The 20,553-nt window shown below is 64.4% G+C and carries 13 protein-coding genes and 4 tRNA genes; 12 read left to right on the top strand and 5 right to left on the bottom strand.

Annotation, left to right across the window (positions count from 1 at the left end):
• Positions 1–136 precede the first annotated feature (136 nt).
• A complete protein-coding gene (folD, locus tag AB1Z25_RS05450) occupies positions 137–988 on the bottom strand; it encodes a bifunctional methylenetetrahydrofolate dehydrogenase/methenyltetrahydrofolate cyclohydrolase FolD (RefSeq protein WP_486636753.1) in 852 nt (283 codons plus the stop codon).
• Positions 989–1,217: 229 nt separating this feature from the next.
• Between folD and AB1Z25_RS05445 the strand changes: the two genes are divergently transcribed.
• From AB1Z25_RS05445 to AB1Z25_RS05415, 7 genes are all read left to right on the top strand, one after another.
• Positions 1,218–1,294, top strand: a tRNA-Pro gene (locus AB1Z25_RS05445).
• A 23-nt stretch (positions 1,295–1,317) separates the two neighbouring features.
• Positions 1,318–1,394, top strand: a tRNA-Arg gene (locus tag AB1Z25_RS05440).
• Positions 1,395–1,431: 37 nt separating this feature from the next.
• Positions 1,432–1,507: transfer RNA gene (locus tag AB1Z25_RS05435), tRNA-His, on the top strand.
• Positions 1,508–1,555: 48 nt separating this feature from the next.
• Positions 1,556–1,631: transfer RNA gene (locus AB1Z25_RS05430), tRNA-His, on the top strand.
• Between the two features lie 145 nt (positions 1,632–1,776).
• The gene (locus AB1Z25_RS05425) at positions 1,777–2,460 is read left to right on the top strand and encodes a GntR family transcriptional regulator (protein ID WP_107799968.1); all 684 of its coding nucleotides are present in this window, start codon (positions 1,777–1,779) and stop codon (positions 2,458–2,460) included.
• A gap of 130 nt (positions 2,461–2,590) precedes the next feature.
• Positions 2,591–3,439, top strand: a complete 849-nt coding sequence (locus tag AB1Z25_RS05420) for a pirin family protein (RefSeq protein WP_486636752.1) — start codon at positions 2,591–2,593, stop codon at positions 3,437–3,439.
• Positions 3,440–3,465: 26 nt separating this feature from the next.
• Positions 3,466–4,326: a pirin family protein gene (locus AB1Z25_RS05415; RefSeq protein WP_486636751.1), complete on the top strand. Its 861-nt coding sequence runs from the start codon at positions 3,466–3,468 to the stop codon at positions 4,324–4,326.
• A gap of 67 nt (positions 4,327–4,393) precedes the next feature.
• Here AB1Z25_RS05415 and AB1Z25_RS05410 read toward each other — a convergent pair whose 3' ends face one another.
• The 4 genes from AB1Z25_RS05410 to AB1Z25_RS05395 all read right to left on the bottom strand — a co-directional run bounded on the left by AB1Z25_RS05410 (position 4,394) and on the right by AB1Z25_RS05395 (position 13,888).
• Complete coding sequence (locus tag AB1Z25_RS05410) at positions 4,394–9,331, bottom strand: hemagglutinin repeat-containing protein (RefSeq protein ID WP_486636750.1); 4,938 nt, start codon at positions 9,329–9,331, stop codon at positions 4,394–4,396.
• Between the two features lie 246 nt (positions 9,332–9,577).
• Complete coding sequence (locus AB1Z25_RS05405) at positions 9,578–11,188, bottom strand: ShlB/FhaC/HecB family hemolysin secretion/activation protein (protein ID WP_486636749.1); 1,611 nt, start codon at positions 11,186–11,188, stop codon at positions 9,578–9,580.
• 322 nt (positions 11,189–11,510) lie between these two features.
• Complete coding sequence (gene alr, locus AB1Z25_RS05400; RefSeq protein ID WP_253315671.1) at positions 11,511–12,578, bottom strand: alanine racemase; 1,068 nt, start codon at positions 12,576–12,578, stop codon at positions 11,511–11,513.
• Positions 12,579–12,580: 2 nt separating this feature from the next.
• A complete protein-coding gene (locus tag AB1Z25_RS05395) occupies positions 12,581–13,888 on the bottom strand; it encodes a D-amino acid dehydrogenase (RefSeq protein ID WP_486636748.1) in 1,308 nt (435 codons plus the stop codon).
• Between the two features lie 136 nt (positions 13,889–14,024).
• Here AB1Z25_RS05395 and AB1Z25_RS05390 point away from each other — a divergent pair, with 136 nt between their 5' ends.
• From AB1Z25_RS05390 to AB1Z25_RS05370, 5 genes are all read left to right on the top strand, one after another.
• Positions 14,025–14,513: a winged helix-turn-helix transcriptional regulator gene (locus AB1Z25_RS05390; protein ID WP_107799975.1), complete on the top strand. Its 489-nt coding sequence runs from the start codon at positions 14,025–14,027 to the stop codon at positions 14,511–14,513.
• Positions 14,514–14,638: 125 nt separating this feature from the next.
• The gene (locus AB1Z25_RS05385) at positions 14,639–15,766 is read left to right on the top strand and encodes a methyl-accepting chemotaxis protein (RefSeq protein ID WP_486636747.1); all 1,128 of its coding nucleotides are present in this window, start codon (positions 14,639–14,641) and stop codon (positions 15,764–15,766) included.
• Positions 15,767–15,838: 72 nt separating this feature from the next.
• Complete coding sequence (locus tag AB1Z25_RS05380; RefSeq protein WP_486636746.1) at positions 15,839–16,306, top strand: YbaK/EbsC family protein; 468 nt, start codon at positions 15,839–15,841, stop codon at positions 16,304–16,306.
• Between the two features lie 499 nt (positions 16,307–16,805).
• Positions 16,806–18,968 (top strand): phospholipase D-like domain-containing protein, encoded by a 2,163-nt coding sequence (locus tag AB1Z25_RS05375; RefSeq protein ID WP_486636745.1) that lies wholly within the window; start codon positions 16,806–16,808, stop codon positions 18,966–18,968.
• A 3-nt stretch (positions 18,969–18,971) separates the two neighbouring features.
• A complete protein-coding gene (locus tag AB1Z25_RS05370) occupies positions 18,972–20,318 on the top strand; it encodes an SEL1-like repeat protein (protein WP_486636744.1) in 1,347 nt (448 codons plus the stop codon).
• Positions 20,319–20,553 lie beyond the last annotated feature (235 nt).

Raw genomic sequence — 20,553 nt, 5'->3', positions numbered from 1 at the left:
AACCGTCGATTTTACGATAGCCGGGCCGCCAGCGTCTCGCTTTGTTTGCAAGCGCCGGCCCTATCGCGCGCCGATAAAACAAAAACGCCGCCGCCGCGGAAGCGGCGATGGCGTTTTGGGCTGAACGGCGCACCGTTCAAGCGTGCATATTGGCGGAATCCAGAGTGTTCTGCAGCAAGGTGGCCACCGTCATCGGGCCGACGCCGCCCGGCACCGGGGTGATGAAGCCGGCGCGCTCGGCCGCCGCGGCGAACTCCACGTCGCCGCACAGCTTGCCGCTGTCCAGACGGTTGATGCCCACGTCGATCACCACCGCGCCCGGCTTGACCCACTCGCCCTTGACGAAGTTGGGGATGCCCACCGCAGCCACCACGATGTCGGCGGCGGCCACTTCGGCGGCCAGATCGGCGGTGGCGCTGTGGCACACCGTCACCGTGGCGCGCGCCAGCAGCATTTCCAGCGCCTGCGGACGGCCGACGATATTGGACGCGCCGACGATCACCGCTTTCTTGCCTTTGGGATCGATGCCGTACTCTTCCAGCAGCGTCATCACGCCGCGCGGGGTGCAGGGACGCAGCAGCGGCATCTTGATCGCCAGCCGGCCCATATTATAGGGATGGAAGCCGTCGACATCCTTTTTCGGATCGATGCGCTCGATCACCGCCTGCGGGTCGATCTGCTTGGGCAGCGGCAGCTGCACCAGGATGCCGTCCACCTCCGCGTCCGCGTTCAAGCGGTCGATGATGTCCAGCAGCGTCTGTTGGCTGGTATCGGCCGGCAGATCATAGGCCAGCGAACGGATGCCGGCTTTCTCGCAGGAGCGCTTCTTGCTGCCCACGTAGACCGCGGACGCCGGGTCCTCGCCCACCAGGATCACCGCCAACGCCGGGGCGCGCTTGCCCGCGGCCAGGCGCGCCTGCACGCCCTCGCCCACCTTGGCGATCAGTTTTTCCGCTACCGCTTTGCCGTCAATCAGTTGTGCTGCCATGGGCCGGTTCCATAATAGAGGCTGAAAAAGAAGGCGCATATTCTCGCATTTTTCAGCCGCTTCCGAAATGCCGCTGCGCAACAAAACTTACTTAAGATCAAGATAAATAAAGGGAAGTGCCGCCCAGCCCACCACCCGGCCAATATCGCGCCCCTGGCCGGCCGCAATTTAATTACAAACAGGTGTTGACAGCCCAAATCGCCATCCGTATAGTTGCGGTCTCTGTCGTCGGGGCGTAGCGCAGCCTGGTAGCGCACCTGATTTGGGATCAGGGGGTCGCGAGTTCGAATCCCGCCGCCCCGACCAGCAGTAAGGCGAAGCCCGACCGAGCGCCCGTAGCTCAACCGGATAGAGCACCGGCCTTCTAAGCCGGGGGTTACAGGTTCGAGTCCTGTCGGGCGCGCCAAGTAATTGTGGTACAATGCAGTGCTTGTTTTTCAGTGGTGGATGTAGCTCAGTTGGTAGAGTCCAGGATTGTGATTCCTGTTGTCGTGGGTTCGAGCCCCATCATCCACCCCACCCTATTTCAAGTTGCCGCCTCATGGCGTCGGCTCACCGCTTTCGGCGGTGGATGTAGCTCAGTTGGTAGAGTCCAGGATTGTGATTCCTGTTGTCGTGGGTTCGAGCCCCATCATCCACCCCAAATCTTAAAAAAACCCGGCCAAACGCCGGGTTTTTTCATTTTAGCGACTCATAAGGTCAGTTTTGGGCCTTGTCTGACAGTTCAAGCTCCGTATAATCGAATACATTTGCATGACACCGCTTGACTGACGACGACACCCACCACCATGACCACCATGCAGCCGATCAAGCGCCAGACGCTCACCAGTGCCGTAACCGAATCCCTGCGCCAGCGCATTCTCTCCGGGGAGTTCGCCGATGGCCAACAACTGCGCCAAGAGGCGCTGTCCAATGAATACGGCGTCAGCCGGGTGCCGGTGCGCGAGGCGCTGCGCCAGCTGGAAGCCGAAGGCCTGATCCAGATCATCGACCACAAGGGCGCGCTGGTGTCCAAGCTGTCGCTGGAAGACGTGCTGGAGCTGCTGGAAATCCGCGCGATGCTGGAAGGTTCGGTGCTCAAAGCCGCCATCCCCTGTCACACCAAGGCCGATCACGATCTGGCCCAGCAAACCCTGCGCGAATTCGAACAAGCGCTGCGCAACAACGACGTGCGCCACTGGGGGGAATTGAACTCCCGCTTCCACCTGGCCTTGTACCGCGCCGCCAAGCGGCCCAACACGCTGGCGCTGATCGAGCAGCTGCACAACAAGACCGACCGCTACACCCGGATGCAGATCCTGTTCACCCGCACCATGGAGCGGGCGCACGAGGAGCACAGCAAGCTGCTGGAGCTGTCCCGCCAGGGCAAGGCCGACGAGGCGGCGGAATTCATCCGCTTCCACATCCTGTCCGCCGGCCACGCGCTGGAAGACTATCTGCGCGGACAGAGCCAGCAAGCCGCCCTGAGTTGAGGCCGCTGCGCGTTCAGATTTTTTGAATCTGACGCGCAATTCTTTGCACTATCAAGCGCGTCGGCGGCGCGCAATAATCCGGCCATGTAAACCGCCGGACGCCAGTCCGGCCCCACAGGGAGACATGGCCATGCAACACCCATTCATCAGCCGGGAAGCGGAAGGCCTGGTCAACGGCCAGGCGGTGTCGGACGGCGCAGGCGTGCGCCTGCTGCGCGTGCTCGGCTCCGATCTGCAAAGGCGGCTGGACCCTTTCCTGATGCTGGACGAATTCCGCTCCGACAATCCCGACGACTATATCGCCGGCTTTCCCAGCCATCCGCACCGCGGCTTCGAAACCATCACCTATATGCTGGCCGGCCGCATGCGCCACCGCGACAATACCGGTAACGAAGGCCTGCTCGGCCCCGGCGGCGTGCAATGGATGACCGCCGGCCGCGGCATCGTGCATTCCGAACTGCCGGAACAAGAGGATGGCCTGATGCACGGCTTCCAGCTGTGGCTGAACCTGCCGGCGGAGCGCAAGCTGTGCGCGCCGTGGTATCGCGACATCCCCGCCGCCGAGATTCCGTCTGCGTCGGCCCAAGGCGAGGCCCGCCTGATCGCCGGCCACTGGCGCGGCCAGGCCGGCGCGGTGGAACGCGAAGCCACCGAACCGCTGTACCTGGACCTGCGTCTGGACGCCGGCAGCGAAGAGACACTGGAAATCCCCGCCGGCCACAACGCCTTCCTCTATGTTTACCAGGGCGAGATCGCCGTCGGCGCGCAACAGCGCGGCGTCAAGGAAAGACAGATGGCGGTGCTGGACAACCGCGCCGACAGCGACGGCGTCAGCCTCCGCGCCGCGGCCGACAGCCGCTTGCTGCTGATTGCCGGCAAGCCCTTGGGCGAACCCATCGCGCAATGGGGCCCCTTCGTGATGAATACGCGCGAACAAGTGGAAGAAGCCATAGCCGATTTTCGCGACGGCCGCTTCTGACCCTCAAACCCTAAGCTGGAGCCGCCATGCCGCTGCTTACCCAAACCATCGCCAGCCTGGACCGCGACATCGGCTTTCCGGTGCGCCGGCTGTTGCCCACTCGTCAGGCGCGCCGCGTCGGCCCCTTTGTGTTTCTCGATCACATGGGCCCGGCCCGTTTCGCCGCCGAAGGCAGCGCCGGCGATGTGCGGCCGCATCCGCACATCGGCCTGGCCACCGTCACCTATCTGTTTTCCGGCGCGATGATGCATCGCGACAGCCTGGGCACGGTGCAGCGCATCGCGCCCGGCGCGGTCAACCTGATGACCGCCGGCAGCGGCATCACCCACTCCGAGCGGGTGCCGGCCGACATCCGCCAGCAAGGCGTGGCGGTGGAAGGCATGCAGCTGTGGCTGGCGCTGCCGGATGAACTGGAGGAATGCGAGCCGGCCTTCGCCCATTACCCGGCCGAGGACTTGCCCCACTGGAACCAGGACGGGGTGGAACTGAACCTGCTAATCGGCGCTGGCTGGGACCGTCGCTCGCCGGTCGCCTATCCGCTGCCGGTGTTCTACGCCAGCGCCGCCATGCCGGCCGGCGCGCGCTTGTCGCTGCCGCAAGGCGTGGACGAACTGGCCGCCTATGTCGCCGCCGGCGAGCTGGACGTGGACGGCGCCGCGCTGAACGCCAACGAATTGGGCCTGCTGCGAACCGGCCAGGGCGGCGAACTGATCGCGCGGCGCGACAGCCGGGTGATGCTGCTGGGCGGCACGCCGCCGGCCAGCCCGCGCTATCTGGACTGGAACTTCGTGTCCAGCCGCCGCGAGCGGCTGGCCCAGGCGCGCGCGGACTGGATCGCCCAGCGTTTCCCGATGGTGCCGGGCGAGACCGAGTTCATTCCCTTGTGAGAGCGGCCGGCTAAAAACAAAACCCCCGCCGGTTGCCCGACGGGGGTTTTCGCTTGCATCAAGCGTCTTACTTGCTCTGGATGCCGCCTTTCACCACGGTCGGCGTATTCTCATGCTCGGCGCGGATCAGCGGCGCCTTGCCGGAAGTCACGTCGCTGACCGCCTGCTTCAGGATGCCGGACGGGGTGCTGTTCAGCTTGACCCCGCCGCCGCCCTTGTAGCGCTCGGTGGCGATGTCGGCGGTTTCCACCTTGGAATCGCCCAGGTTCACCTTGCCGTTGGCGGACGACACGGTCGCGCCGGTCAGCTGGGTCTTGCCGCCCACTTGCAGGGTCACGCCGTCGGCGCCGGCGATGCCGGTGACGGCGCCCACCGAGTTGTCGCGCTTGACGCTGACGTCCACGTCGGCCTTCAGCTCGGTGCCCTTGTCCTGGGCGTTCAGCAGCTTGTCCTTCAGCGTATTGCCGCCTTTGCGCGCCAGCGTGTCCAGCGTGCCGGACTTGGCCGGGCCGGAAGTCGGCTGCTCGGGCAGGGTGACGGTTTCGCTGTTGGCGTTGAAGCTCACCGCATTGGTGGTGTCTTCCTTCAGGCCCTTGTTGAAGGCCAGGCTGTCGTACTTCTCCTTCACCTTGTCGGACGCGGCGTTGACCAGTTCGGCGCCCTTCTCTTTCACCTTGTCCTTCAGCGGACCGGCCTTGTCGGCGGCCTGATCGACCAGGCTGGCCTCCTTGCCGTTGGAGCTGTTGACGCCCAGCGCCACGTCCACCTTCACGCTGTTGTCGCGATCCTGACGGCTCTCCAGCGCCAGCTTGCCGCCCACCTGGCCAGTGACGGTCTTGCCGCTGACATTGGCGCCGGCCAGAGTGGCGTTGCCTTCGGCGTTCAGTTCCACTTGCTGCTTGGCGGTCACGGCGGCGTTGGCGTTGCTCAGCTTGTCCTGCTGATCCACCTTCACCTCCAGGCCGGCCTTGATGTCATGCACGTTCTTGGTGCTGTCAGGCTTGATCTGGCCGTTTTCCTTGTCGCTGCTGGCCTTGTTGCCGCCGCCGATATTGCCGGCCACGCTCCAGCTGTTGCGTTGGCTGCTGGACTGCGCCGACTCCAGGCGGATATCGCCCTGGCTGTCCAGCTTGGCGCTGTCGCCCTGCACCTGGGTGCCGCTCAGGCGGATGCCGCCGCTGCCGGCCGCTATGCTGGCTTTGCCGCCGCTGACCACGCTGCCGCCGGCCTGGCTGCGGCTGGACTCGTCGGTGCTGGCGTAATTGCCGCCGGCGCCCACATTGAAGCCCTTGCTCGCCTTCTCCTGGCCATTGCTCTGGCTGCCGCCGGCCTTGAGATCGAAGCCCCACTGGCTGCCGGACTTGTCGGCGCTGGATTCGGCGGCCTTGAACTCCACCTTGTCGCCCTGCAGCGTCACGTCGCCGCGGCTGGCGATCTTATCGCCCTGCAGACCCAGCTTGCCGCCGGCAGTCAAGCTCACGCCGGCGTCGGCGTCCACGCCGCCGGTCACGGCGGTGCTGGACTTGGCTTGCTGCTTGTCCACGTTCACCGCCACCGCGCCGCTGCCGCCGACATTCTTGCCGCCGCCCTCGATCGGGCTGGTGGTGATGGCCAGATTGGCCTTGCCGCCCACGGTGCGCTGCTCGCTGCTGCTGCTGTTGTTGGCCTGGCTGAAGCTCAGGTCGCCGCCGGCGTTGACGCTGGCTGCGCCCTTGCCGCCGGCGATGGCCACGCCCTGGTAAGCGGCGTTATTGTCCACGTCCACCTTGACGCCGTTGCCGGCGCGGATGCCGCCGGTGACCGCGGTGGAGCTGGACGAGGCGCTCGTCACCGTGCTGCCGCTGCCGGACGCCTTGACGTTCACATCCTCGCCGGTGGTGGTGTAGACGCGCACGCCGACATCGGCCTCGGTCTTGCTGCCGCTCTGGCTCTGGGTATTGGCCGCGGCGCTGAACTGATGGCTGTCCGCCTTGATCTCCACCGTGTTGCCGGCCTGATACTGGGTGCCTTGATCGCTGATCCCGGCCTTGGCGTCCACCTTGATATTGCCGCCGTTCAGGCTGCTGGCCTGCGCGGTGCTGGATTGGCGGGTCTCCGAGCCGACGCCGGCCTTGACGCCGACATCCACGCCCAGATTGGCCGCGCCCAGATCGCCGGCGGCGCCGGCCGCGCCGATCACATCGCCCTTGGCCACCTTCTCGCCGGCCGCCACCAGCGGACGGGTCACGCCGCTGTAATCGGCGTTGACGCCCACTTCCACGCCCCAATGACTGCTGTCGGAGGTGGTTTTCTGGGTACTGTTGGCCGCCTGGTTGTCGATGCGGCCGCCGGCCAGCTTGATGTCGCCATCAGCCTTGACCTGGGTGCCCTGGTTGCGGATGTCGCCGTCGCCGTTGCCGGCGACGATGCTGACCCCGCCCTTGGAGTTGATCGCGCTGACCTGGGCCGTGCTGCTGTCGGACTGGCTGCGGCTGTTCTTCTGGTCCACGCCCAGTGCCACCCCGGTCTTGTCCAGGCCGGCGTCGATATAGAGGCCGCCGCCGGTGACGCTGCTGCTCTTGCTTTCCTTCACCGTGTCCTGCGCCGCGTTCAGGCTGACGTTCTGGCCGCTGAGGGCCGCGCCGCCGGCGCCGGCGTTCAGCTTGGAGCCGGTCACGGTCAGATCGCCCTGGGCATTGAGCGCCACCTTGTCGCCGGACAGCGTCGCCGCCTGGTTCTGGGTCGCGTCGCGGTCCACGCTGCTGCTGCTGTGCTCGATGCGCACGCCGCCGCGGTACTGCTTGTCGCCGGTGATCTCGCCGACGCCGCGCAGCGCCAGCTCGGTGTCCTTGCTCTCTACCTTATCGCGGGTCTGCGACGCCGCCACCTTGATGTCGCCGTTGGCGGCCACGTTCAATTCGCCGCCGGCGCGCACCTGGCTGCCGCTGATCGCCACGTCCTTGGCGGACTGGATGCTCAGATTGGTGTCGGACTTCAGCTCGGCGTTGACCGCCTGCTGCTGGCTGGCATTGCCCTTGCTGCTGCTCTTGGTGATGTTGAAGGCGGTGCCGCTGCGCTGATCGGTGCGGGTTTGCGATTGGTTGACCACGCTGTCGATGCTGATGTCGCCGTTGCGGCTGATCGCCACCGCGTCCCGCTCGCCGCGGGCGCGGCTGCCGGCGATGGCCACGCTGTCGCCGCGCAGCGTCAGCTTGCCGCCGGCGGTCAGATCGCTGCCGGTGTTGACGGTATCGGTCTTGCCGTTGTCGCGGTTGCCGCCGCCGCCGATGCCGCCCCAGTACACCTGGTCGTTGCGCTGGCTGTTCTGGTTCGTCGTCTGCTGCACGCCCAGGCCGAGCGCGCCGCCCGCGTCCAGGGAGGCGTCGCGGCCGGCGGCCAGCTTGGCCGCCTTGGCGTCGATGTCGCCGCTGGCGCGGATATCCAGATCGCGGCCGGCGCGCAACTGGCTTTGCGCCAGGCGTTGCTCGCTGGAAGCATGGTCCCAAGAGCCGGTTTCCAGGCTGGCGCCGTCGTTCTTGCGATTGCCCCTATCGCTGCGGGTATCGGTTTCCGTCACGCCGCTCAGCTTCACGCCGCCGTCGGCCTGCAAGCGGATGTCCTGGCCGGCGCTGACGCTGCCGCCGCGGATGGCGATCTGGCCGCGCGGCTGCGCGCCGTCCACCGCCTGGTTGTCCGCCGCCGTCGCCGCCGCGGTCAGCGTGGCGTCCTGCTCGGCGCGGATGCGCACGCCTTCCTGACGCTGGCTGGTTTCGCTTTGGTCGCGGTTATAGGCCCAGGAGTTTTTCCAGGCGTGATTGCTGTTGCTGGACGCGCTGTCCGCCACTTGGCTGTCCAGCGTCAAATCCTTGCCGCTGAGCGCCACATTGCGGCCATTGATGTCGGTGGCGGCCAAGGTCGCCGCGTCGCCGGCGCTGAGGCTCACATCGTCGCGCGCGCTGATGACGCTGCGCTTGATGCGGGTATCGCTGCCATTGCTGGCGGTATTGCTTTCACCGGTTTTCCAGATAAACCAGCTCTCGTCGTGGCCGCTGTCTTGGGTGGTGGAGGTTTCCGCCCGGCCGCGGCTGTCGATCTGGCGCGCGGCCAGAGCCACCTTGCCTTCGCTGGCGCGGATCTGCGCGCCTTCCAGCGCCAGTTTGCCCTGGCGCGCGTCCACCGACACTTCCTGCGCGCCGTTCAGGCTGCCGCCCACATTGACGCCGGCGCCGTCGGCGGTACTGATGATATTGATGCGGCCGGCCTGCATCGCGCCCAGGAACACGCTGTCCAGCGAGCCCACGCCTTCCGGCGCCTTATCGCTGCGCAACACCTTGGCGTCCTGGCCCTGGTAGTCCACCAGGTTGAAGCCGGCGCGGACATTGAGTTGCTCGCGCGCGGCGACATTGCCGCGCACATCGATGCGCGGCGCGATCAGGTCCAGCACATTGACGCCGCTCAGACCGGCGCCGTTGACGCTGAGCGCGTTGCCGTTCATCGCCGCCTGCAAGGAGGCGATGGCGCCGTTTTCGATATTGGCGTTGCCCACCAGCAACGATGCGCGCGGGGTGTTGATGAAGCCGCAGCCGCTGCAGGTGATGCCGTTGGGGTTGGCCAGCACATAGTCGGCGGCCTTGCCGAACACTTCCTGCTTGCCCAACAGCAAGGACGGGTTGCGGCTGATCACTTCGTTCAAGATCACGCTGGCTTCGCGCCCGCCCAGCAAGGCGTTGGCGCCCAACTGGCCGGCCAGCTGCGATTGGCCGCCGGCGGCGGAGTTGTTGAACACCGCGCCGGGCTTGCCGACGTTGAAATCCTGGTATTGGTTATGCGACAGGCCCGCGGCGCTGGGCGCCACGATATTGACCACCGCCGCGCCGTTGGCGGCGTTGCTCACCTGCGGCTGCGCGCCGTTGCCGCCGGCGACGATGCCGGCCGCCATCGCGGCTTCCACCGCCCAAAACGCCAGAGTCAGCGCCGCGGCCACTTTCCCCGTTACCGATAAGCCGAAATTTATTTTTTTCTTCATGATTTGAGTCCCGTTCATTCAGAGAACAAGCAGATCCGGTCCAAAACCGTCTATCCAAACGCCCCATGTTCCGTGGGCCTCTCCAGCCTGCCAGCCGGATCCGCCCACAATGAAACATACGTTTGATTTCGAATCTACGTCTCTTTTTAAATCAATTCAAATGAAATACTGCCAATATCGCTTAGTCGCTTTCGCAGCTAATTTCTTTCAAAAAATATTCACGATAAAAAATAAATGCCAAAAGCATCACCAGGACAGCGCCAGCTTGGCGAACAGCTGATGGCCTTCCTGCTGCCAGCCGGCGGGCTTGTACAAGGGCCGGCTGTATTCCAGGTCCAGGCTGGCCTTGCGGTAGCTGAAAGCCAGGCCCAGGCTGGCGCCGGCAATGCTCTGCCATTGCTGGACCGAGCGATGCGGCAACACCCGGCCGCCGTCCAGACCGATACGCGGCGTCACGCCGACGCCGGCCAGCTCAAAGCGGCGCGACAAGGTATTGCGCCAGGACCAGGCGGTTTCCCCGGCCAGGGTGTTGCGGCGGAAACCGCGCACCGCGCTGGCGTCGGACACGTCCATCTGCTCGACGCCGGGCAGATAATCGCGGCTGGTCTGGCCGGTCAGCGCGCTATTGAGCTGATACGGTCCGCCGGGCAGGCCCAGGCTTTGAAACCAGTTCAGCGAAGCCTTCCACTTGGTGAACTGCGGATTGGGTCCGTCCGGCGCGCGCGGATCCGGCGCGCTGGCGCCCAGCCAGCGCGTGCCGCGCTGCACGCCGGCGTCCGCGATCAACACGCCGCCGCTGAGCAATTGCAGCCGGGACAGGCCCAGCTCGGCCACGCTCAGCGTGGGGCTGGTGATCTCGATCTCGCTGTCGAGAAAGTAATTGCGCACCCGTTTATGCGTCAGTTGCGCCGTCAGCGAGGTGGTCTGGTTCTGGCCGCGGCTCAGCACCCGGTCCACGCGCAGGCCGCTCTGGGCGGTGCGGCCGGACAAATTCACCGCGTTGCGCTGCAATTGCAGCGGGTTCAGATAATCGGCGCGGCTGGCGAAGGCGCTGAACGTCCAATAGCCGTAAGGCAGGGAGTAAAACAGCGATTCGCTGCGGCTGTGCCGCACCGCGTTGTCGTTGCTGGTGCGTTGCGCCGACACGCTGACGAAATCGGACAGACCCAGCGGGCTGTCCCAGGACAGGCCCACGCCGGCCTGCACCCGGCCGGTGCTGTCGCGGCCGGTGTTGTCGGCGTTGAAGTTCAAACGCCAGGGCGCGTCCTTATTGTTGCGCAGGCTCAGAATGGAGCCGCCCACGGTTTCGCCGGGCAGGATGTCCAGCGTCGCCTTGCTGGACGGCAGGCGGTTGGCCTGATCCAGGCCCTGATCGGCGTCGTGGATGTTCAGCGGCCGGCCGACCACGCCGGGAAACAAGGTGGCCGGATTGCTGCGCCGGTCGTCGCTGACGATCTTCTCCACCCGCCCTTCGTGCACGCGCAAGGTCAGCACGCCCTGCTCGTCCGGCCCTTCGGCCGCCACACGCGCGGCGATATAGCCCTTCTTCAGATAGAGCTGGGTCAAGCCGCGGCTGAAGCGGTTCAACTCTTCATTGTTCAGGCAGTCGCTGGCCAGTTCGCCCAGCGAGGCCACTTCCTTGCGGCTCAACAGCTTGATGCCGGCCAGACGCACGCCCTTGACGCGCAGGCAGTCCAGCTCGCTCATATCGGCCGCTTGCGGCCTCCGCATCATATTGCTGTCCGGCTGCATCTGCCGCAGCCGCTGCTGCTGAATGATGGCGTCGAAACGGCGGCTGTTGTCCTGCAACAGGCGCCGCGAATCGTTTTCCATTTGCTGATGCATGCTGCCAGACATGCCGGGCACTTCCGCGGCCTGCGCCGCCACGCCCCAACAAACGATCCCCGCCATCCGCCAGAGCCGAGCTGGAGATGGTTTTTTATATTTAATCATCATCGGATTCGTAACTATTTTTAAATAAAGGAAAACAGAAATTCCATGACGCGTCCAGACTAATGAGAATAATTATCAAATAATGACACTATTACCCAGACTTGATGCCAGCCTTGCGGCCTTAGCGCAACATAAAATTCAATACGAATAAAAAAACCCGGCCAATGGCCGGGCTTTCCGCTTAGTCGTTTGATTCTGAAATATCTTTCAGAAGATCAGAAAAAACTTATTCGAACACAAAGTGGGCGCGCTTGATATTGCACAGCAATTCATAGGCGATGCTGCCGGCGGCGGCGGCCACCTCGTTGACCGACACCGCGTCGCCCCACAACTCCACCTCGCTGCCGATGCCGGCGGCGGGCAAGTCGCTCAGGTCCACGGTGATCATGTCCATGGACACCCGGCCGATGATGCGCGAACGGCGGCCGTCCACCGCCACCGGGCTGCCGCTGGACGCCAGCCGCGGATAGCCGTCGGCGTAGCCGCCGGCGATCAGGCCCACCCGGGTCGGCCGTTCGGTGACGAAGTTGTTGCCGTAGCCGATAGGCTCGCCGGCGGCCAGCTCGCGCACGCCGAAGATGCGGCTGCTCAGCCGCATCACCGGTTTCAGCTCATCGCCCTGCGGGAAGCCCGCCGGCAGCGGGCTGGCGCCGTAAAGCAGGATGCCGGCGCGGCCCCAGTCGCGCCGCGAACGCGGGTGACACAGGATGCCGGCGGAATTGGCCACGCTCTCCTCCCCCGGCAGGCCGGCGGTGGCGGCGTCGAAGCTTTCGATCTGCGCCAGGGTCATCGGCACCGTCGGCTCGTCGGCGCGGGCGAAGTGGGTCATCTTGACGATGCTCTCCGCCTTGCCGCTGGCCTGCAAGCGCTCCCAGGCCGCGCGGTAATGCCGCGGCAAAAAGCCCTCGCGGTGCATGCCGCTGTCCAGCATCAGCCAGACGCGGAACGGCGCGGCCGGCTGGGCCTCTTCCAGCATGCGCAGCTGTTCTTCGCTCTGCACCACCAGCCACAGCCGGTGGCGCTCGACTTCGGCCAGCTCGGCCGCCTCGAACACGCCTTCCAGCAGCAGGATGGGCGCGCTCACGCCGGCGGCGCGCAGGTGCAGCGCCTCCTCAAGACAGGCGACGGCGAAACCGTCGGCGACATCAGCCAGCGCCTGAGCGCAACGCGCCGCGTCGTGGCCGTAGCCGTTGGCCTTCAGCACCGCCAATACCCGCCCGCCGTGCTGGCGCTTGGCCAGCAGATAGTTGTCGCGCAGGTATTGGGTGCGGATGGTGGCGATCAGCGGCCGCATGCTCAGGCGCCCGCCACGGCCGGCCCGGCGGCCGGCACCACCAGGGTTTCGCCCTGTTTGGCGTAGCGCTGCATGGACAGGCCGTCCAGGCTGATCTCCGGCTTGGCGCCGGTGATGATGTCGGCCAGCACCTTGCCGGAGCCGGCGCCCATGGTCCAGCCCAAGGTGCCGTGGCCGGTGTTCAGCGACAGATTGGCGAAGCGGGTGCCGCCGACGATGGGCGTGCCGTCCGGCGTCATCGGCCGCAGACCGGTCCAGAAGCTGGCGGCCGGGATGTCGCCGCCGTTCGGGTACAGATCGCCCACCACCATTTCCAGCGTTTCGCGGCGGCGCGGGTTCAGCGACAGATCGTAGCCTGACAACTCGGCCATGCCGCCGACGCGGATGCGGTCGTCGAAGCGGGTGATCGCCACCTTGTAAGTTTCGTCCAGCACCGTGGACACCGGCGCGCCGGCCGGATTGGTGATCGGCACGGTCAGCGAATAGCCCTTGACCGGGTAAACCGGAATATCAATGCCCAGCGTCTTGACCATGTCGCGGGAGAAGCTGCCCATCGCCACCACATAATGATCGGCGGTCAGCAAATCGTCGCCGACGCGGACACCGGTGATGCGCTTGCCGTCGCTCTCGATGCCGTCCACGCTTACGCCGAAGCGGAACTCAACGCCCTTGGCGTGCGCCATCTCGGCCAGGCGGGCGGTGAACAGATTGCAATCGCCGGTTTCGTCGTTGGGCAGTTGCAGGCCGCCGGTCAGCTTGTGCTTGACGCTGGCCAACGCCGGCTCCACCTCGGCGCAGCCGTCCCGGTCCAGCACTTTGAAATCCACGCCGCACTCCTTGAGCACGGCGATATCCTTGCTGACGCCGTCCACCTGGGCCTGGCTGCGGAACAGCTGCAGCGTGCCGCCCTGGCGCGCCTCGTAGCCGATGCCGGTTTCGGCGCGCAGCTCTTTCATCTTGTCGCGGCTGTATTCGGCCAGACGCATCATCCGGCTCTTGTTCACCGCGTAAGCGTCTTCATTGCAGTTGGCCAGCATCTTGGCGATCCACTCCAGCTGGTACAGGCTGCCGTCCGGCTTCACCGCCAGCGGCGCGTGGCGCTGGAACAGCCATTTGGCCGCCTTCAGCGGAATGCCCGGCGCGGCCCAGGGCGTGGAGTATCCGGGGGAAATCTGGCCGGCGTTGCCGAAACTGGTTTCCAAAGCCACGCCTTCCTGGCGCTCCAGCACCGTCACATCGCAGCCCGCCTTGGCCAGATACCAAGCCGTGGACACGCCCAGAACACCGCCGCCCAGCACGATCACCTTCATTTTCTCTCTCCGTTTGCAGCACTACATGGCTATAGTGATTTTGCGTAGTATATTAATGAAACACTGGGTTTTTTCACCAAAGTAGCGTCAGACTACAGATTTTTAAACTGCAAACTTTCATAGACATAGTGAAAACATGAAGAAAAGTTCAAGCGGCGACAAAGCGCTGGATAAAACCGATCTGAAAATCCTGCGCCTGTTGCAGAAAAACGGTCGCATCTCGATGACGGAACTCTCTGAAAAGGTGGGACTTTCCACCACGCCGTGCACCGAGCGGGTACGGCGGATGGAGCGCGACGGCATCATCGAAGGCTATTACGCCCGGCTCAATCCGCACGCGATGGGCGCGGCGCTGCTGGTGTTCGTGGAAATCAAGCTGGAAGCCAAATCCGGCAATATCTTCGACGCCTTCCGCCGCGAAATCATGCGCATCCCGGAAATACTGGAATGCCACCTGGTCTCCGGCGAATTCGACTACCTGATCAAGGCCCGCATCCCGGACATGTCGATGTACCGCAAGCTGCTGGGCGACATCCTGCTGCAACTGCCCTCGGCCAAGGAGTCCAAAAGCTATGTGGTGATGGAAGAGGTCAAGGAGACCTTGCTTCTGCCGCTGGGAGAATAAATTAGCCGTTTAAAATCACACTCTTGCCTTTGATTTAAATCAAAAAAGGCTTGCATTCCCCTCCCGCCTCAGCCAAACCACAAGCAGCTGTTGCTAGCGTAAAACTACCTAGGCGGGAGATGAGGATGTTCGGCTTCATGAAGGCGGTCGACAAGACCGCGGACGCGGCGCGGCAGGTGCGCCAACTGGAAAGCGTGCTGGACCACGCGGACAATCTGATCATGCTGTGCGACACCAGCCGCGACAATGCGATCTTCTATATGAACAAGACCGCGCGCGACATCCTGAGCCGGCATCGAGAAATGATGAACCAGAAATTCCGCGCCGGCGTCGACGTCAACCACGCCCACGGCCACAGCATCCACCAATTCCACCGCGATCCGGAGTACAACCGCCGCATCCTGGCCGACCTGGCCAGCCGCAAGATAGACCAGCATATCGCGATGATTCCGGTGGGCGAAGTCATGTTCAAGACCAAGGTGTTTCCGATCTGGGACTCCGCCCACCCCGATCAACTGCTGTGCTTCATGGCCAGCTTTCAGGACGTCTCCGCCGAAATGCTCGCCCAGCAATTGCAGGACCAGGGCAATCAGCGCCGCGACTTCCTGGAGATCCGCATCAACGAGTTGTCCGAAAACATGCAGGCGATGAGCGCCACCATCCAGAACGTGGCGGTGCAAACCGCCGCCGCCTCCGAATCCTCAGAGCTGATGCTGGGCGAGGCCAAAAAGAGCATGGCCATCGTCAGCGACACCAATCAGGGCATGCAGCAGGTGGGCGCCATGGTGCGCCAGACCGCGGACAGCCTGGTCTCGCTGGGCCAGCGCTCGGAAGCCATCGGCCACATCGTCAACGTGATCAAGGACATCGCCGATCAGACCAACCTCCTGGCCTTGAACGCGGCGATCGAGGCGGCGCGCGCCGGCGAGATGGGCCGCGGCTTCGCCGTGGTGGCGGACGAAGTGCGCAAGCTGGCCGAACGCACCACCAAGGCCACGCAGGAAATCGGCGACATGATCCGCGCGATCCAGGGCGAGGTGCAGCAAAACGTGCGCGCCATCGAACAGGGCCGCGAACAGGTGCAAACCACGGAAAACGATTTCCAGCGCGCCGAGGGCGCCTTGCAAACCATCGTCGGCGAGATCAACACCATGCGCAATTTCGTGGTGGAAATCGCCAACGCCTCGGAAGAACAGGCCGCCACCTCGCAGGATATCGCCGATAAGCTCAGCGACATCACCCGGCAGGACTGAAGTAAAAACGCTTCACAAGCAAAGGATGGGGCGGAATAATGAAACGCTCCACCCTTCGCTTCGAGGCCAGACATGAGCTTAGCGTCCGTCCAGGCGTTTTTCGCCGCCCGTCAGCTGGACATTCCCATCATAGAGCTGGAAGTCAGCACCGCCACCGTGGCGGAAGCCGCCGCCGCCCACGACGTGGAGCCCGGCCGCATCGCCAAGACCCTGGCCTTCCGCCTGAACGACGGCCGCGACGTGATCCTGGTGGCGCGCGGCGACGCCCGCATCGACAACCGCAAGTTCAAGGACGCCTTCGGCAAGGGCAAGATGCTGCCGCCGGACGAGGTGGAGGCCATCACCGGCCACCCGGTGGGCGGCGTCTGCCCGTTTGGCCTCGCCACCGATCTGCCGGTCTATCTGGATGTGTCGCTGCAAGCCTACGACGAAGTGCTGCCGGCCGCCGGCGCCGTCCACAGCGCGGTGCGGCTGTCGCCGCAGCAGCTGCACCACATCACCCAGGCCGACTGGGTGGATGTGTGCCAGGCTTTTGCCTAGGAAGCGATTTACATTCCGCTGCGCGTCATGAAGCGCAGCAGACTTTGAACAGATTCTCAGCGTTTTTTTCTCTGCTCGCAGGATCGCCTACAGGCTTTGAGCCCATGCCAAAAGCCGTTGTTTGGCGCCAAACAACGGCTCAAACTTTCCCACCGCCGGGGCGGCCCGGCTTAGCCTTGCCGCGCCAGACCAGCATGCTTAAGCCCCTTTTTGCCCCCCAAGAACAAGCCGCACCGGCATGCAAAGGCATTTTAGGAATATTCCTATAGCGTATTTTTCACCCATCTGCTTAATGTATGCACTTTATGTTGCACGCATGGAGCCGCGTCATGCCGCCGCAAATCCTCTCCCGCCCAAGAAAGCCTCAATCAGACGTCGCCTTAGGAGTCGTCGCCAGCCTCAGCTCTAACTCCGCCATCAGCCGCGCCACGCAAAACTTCCGCGACCATTACCAAACCCTGAGCGGTGGCTCCGCCGCCCCAGGCAAGGGGGACCCGACATGAGCACCACCTATATCCCCCCGGTGGACACCATCCCGATGCGATTCAAGGACGGCCGCACCGTGCAGGCCCACGCCAGCTGGTTCATCTGCGGCACCGAATACCCGCCCGACTTCGCCAACTACACCCCGCTCGTCAACGGCGAGCGCGCCTTCGCCGCCGTCCACCAGGCCATCGCCAACGCGCAACGCTCCGTCGACATCATTTGCTGGGGCTTCCAGCCCTCCATGCGCTTCGTCCGCGTCGGCAGCGCGCCCGCCATCGGCGCCCTGCTCGAACAAAAAGCCCGCGCCGGCGTTCAGGTCCGCGTGCTGGGATGGACCCTCGAACCCTTCGGCATCAGCGTCACCGGCGCCGTCGGCGAAGCCAATATGCCCGGCAAGAACCCCATCGCCATCATGGACCGCCGCCAAAGCACCGAACTCGATCCCGATGAGCAAAGACAGGCACAGCAAGAGTACGACGCCCAGCTCCAGGTCGACCGCGCCTGGTTCCGCGCCTACGACCGCAAGCAGCCCGCGCTGCCGCTGCGCTTCGTCGGCCGCGGCTTCAGCCTCAAGGACCGCATCAAGATCTTCAAGAACGTCAGCCGCGCCGACCTCAAGGCGCTGGACGACGATAGCAACACCCTGGACCGCGACCTCGGCCTCAGCAGCCGCCTCGTCATGGCCGGCGTCCCGTCCCACCACCAAAAAATGGTGCTGGTCGACTATGAGGACGACACCGCCGCCATCGGCTTCGTCATGGGCCACAATATGCTGGACGGCTACTGGGACAACGACGCCCACAGCCGGCAGCGCCAGCCCCATAACCGCGGCCGCAACGGGGCCTATCCGATGCAGGACCTTTCCTGCCAGCTCAGCGGCCCCATCCTCGAATACCTGCATCTCAACTTCGCCCAGGCCTGGCAGAAGGAAACCGGCGAGGATTTGCTCGGCGAGCGCGACGCCCAAACCGTCGGCGAGTGCCTGGAGCGCGTCTTCCGCCAACAAAAGCTGCCCACCGCCAACAGCGTGATGGCCCAGATCCTGCGCACCCAGCCCCAGGAAAACGTCCAGGACATCGAAACGCTGTATCTGCACACCGTCGGCAACGCCACCCAATACATCTATATCGAGAACCAGTACTTCCGCTGGCCGGTGCTGGCCGAGCGCATCCTCAAAAATGTGCGGACCCAGACCGAGTGCGGCCGCGACTGCACCCAGCACGGCCAGCTACACCTGTTCGTGGTCACCAACGCCAGCGACGACGGCATGGGCCGCGGCGGCGTCAACACCTACCGCATGCTGGACGCGCTCGGCCGCGCCGACACCCTGCCCGCCATCGCCCGCACCAAGCAGCTGGAGCAGCTGGAACAACGGCTGGAAGCCGCCCGCCAGGCCGAACGCGCCGGACAGACCCTGCCGCCCGGCCAGAGCGCCGCCGACCTGGCCGCGCAACTGGAAGAAGCCCGCCAGGCCAAGATCGACGAAGTGAGCGACAGCCAGGAAATCCAGCAGCTGGAGCGCGCCTGCGAGCGCGCCGCCGCCGCCGAGCGCGCCGGCCAGACCCCGCCGCCGGGACAAAGCTACGACGAACTGCGCGAACGCCTGAACCGGGCGCGGCGCGAACAGGCCGACCCCGCCGATCCGGAATCGCGCAACCCGATCCGCCCGCGCGACATCCCCGGCCTGCGCATCCACGTCTGCACGCTGGTGGCGCCCGACGCGCTGGACGCCGCCGGCTGGGAAGCCATGATGCGCCGCAACCAGCGCGAGGCCGACCGCCCCGCCGCCGCCGGCCAAGGCTATGACTGGCCCTTTGTCTACATCCACAGCAAGCTGATGATCATCAACGACGTGTTCATGACCCTGGGCTCGGCCAATATCAACACCCGCAGCATGCGCGTCGACAGCGAGCTGAACATCTGCCACGAACGCGGCGACATCAGCGCCGGACTGCGCCGCGAGCTGTGGTCCTTGCACACCCGCGACCCGGAAACTGGAGAGGTGATGGGCTTAGAAGACACTAGTCTGCCGTTTGATGAGCAGATGCCGAATGCTTTTAAGAATTGGGAAGAGCTTCTTGAAAAGAATAAAGACCAAAAACGATTAGGTTTATCGCCGATTGCTTCCCTAACCGAATTCCGCCGCGATAGCGACAAGCTGTCCAATCTGGACTAAGCCATGCGCGCCCTCCTGCTGATCACCATCCTCGCCTCCATAGCAGCCCCGGCCCTTGCCAAGGACACCCTCATGAGCACCCTCAGCCCCAAACAGCAAGAGGCCTTGGCCTTCCGCTGCGTCCACCAGCAACTGCCGGCGCCGACGCCGGACGCGGATCAGCTCTTCCTCTACGCCCGCCATCTACAAAAGCACAATCTGCTCAAACGCCAGCCCGACGTCACGCGGCAAGCGCAGCGGCTCTACCGCATCGCCGCCGCCCATGGCCACGTCAAAGCCAATATCAATTTGCAGAATGGCCTGACCGACGGCGACTTCGCCGGCGGCTTCCGCGAAGTGCTGGCGCTGAACGACAAGCTGATGGACCTGAGCCCCGCCCCCGGCTATTACAACCTCGCCTACTACACCAGCCGCGGCTACGGCAATATCAAGCGCGACCGCGAGCTGGCGCTGCGCTATTTCCGCAAAGCCGCCGATCTGGGTAATCCCGAGGCGCAGTTCTATGTCGCCGAGCTACTCAGCCCCTACGACAAAGCTCCTGATATTGCAGTGAATATGTGGCAATGTGCCGCCGAACAAGGCCATGCTAAAGCGGCTTCAACCTTAGGCATTCGGCAAAGTAATCTTAAAAAATACTCCTTTGCATTACAGGCTCACCAACTCGGCGTTAAAGCCGGTAGTTACCTCTCTGCCGGCTTCTTGGAAAAAGGCTTCAATGCTCCCCCACCGAATAGCCGAATGTATTACCTTGGCCTAACCCAAGACCCCGAGCGCAAGCGTCGCTACCAGCAAATCGGCAAATTCCTCTACGACTACTCCTACCTGCAACCCACGGTAGAAGAAGTCGACCAGATCGTGCCGCTGCCGCCGGCCCCCTTGCCGCCCTGGGACGGCGGCTTCCAATGGTTGAAAGCCTTCCGCGGGCCGGGGCCGGCTCAGCCCAGCGAAGAACTGATCCAGCAGCTGGCCGAAGCCAAGCAGCTCGACCCCGCCACCGGCCTGTTCGATCCCAAGCGCAAGGCCGCCGCCGAAGCCGAGGCCAAAGCCGCCCGCGAACGGGCCGAGCTGACCCCGCCCTTCGCCGGCGCGCTGCCCATCGGCGCGCTGCGCCGCAGCGGCGACGTGCCCAATGTCAACGCCCACTGGCGGCCGCGGCCGCCCAAGGGCTGCGTGCCCTGGGGCAGCACCCATCCCACCAGCTACTGCACCGCCGGCCAGCCGCTGCCCTTACTCGACGTCGCCTTCCCGCTGCCGTGGTGGCAGCAATGGCTGAGCAAGGAGTGGAAGGTCTACCGGCCCACCGCGGTGGAATGGGAGCTGGTGCGCTACCAACTGCCGCCCGAGGCTTGAGCGGGGTGAAAACCGATTTAGCCACGGCAGCATACGGAAAAACCCCACATCTCGGAGACAAACGTAGCTTGCGTGCCGTTGCGTGAATGTCGTGGCCAAGGTTCATGATGTCTTTGCCACGAACCCCACGAACAAGACCTACTGTTTTTTTCCGTGTCTTTCCGTGTGTTTCCGTGGCAAATAAGGATCTTGCGATGTTTCGTCTTTTTCTGCGGATGTCGTGGCGCGAGGTTTT

The organism is Chromobacterium sp. HL1 (assembly GCF_057418835.1).
The sequence above is the reverse complement of the archived record's forward strand: the minus strand, read 5'-3'. Positions and strand labels throughout refer to the sequence as shown.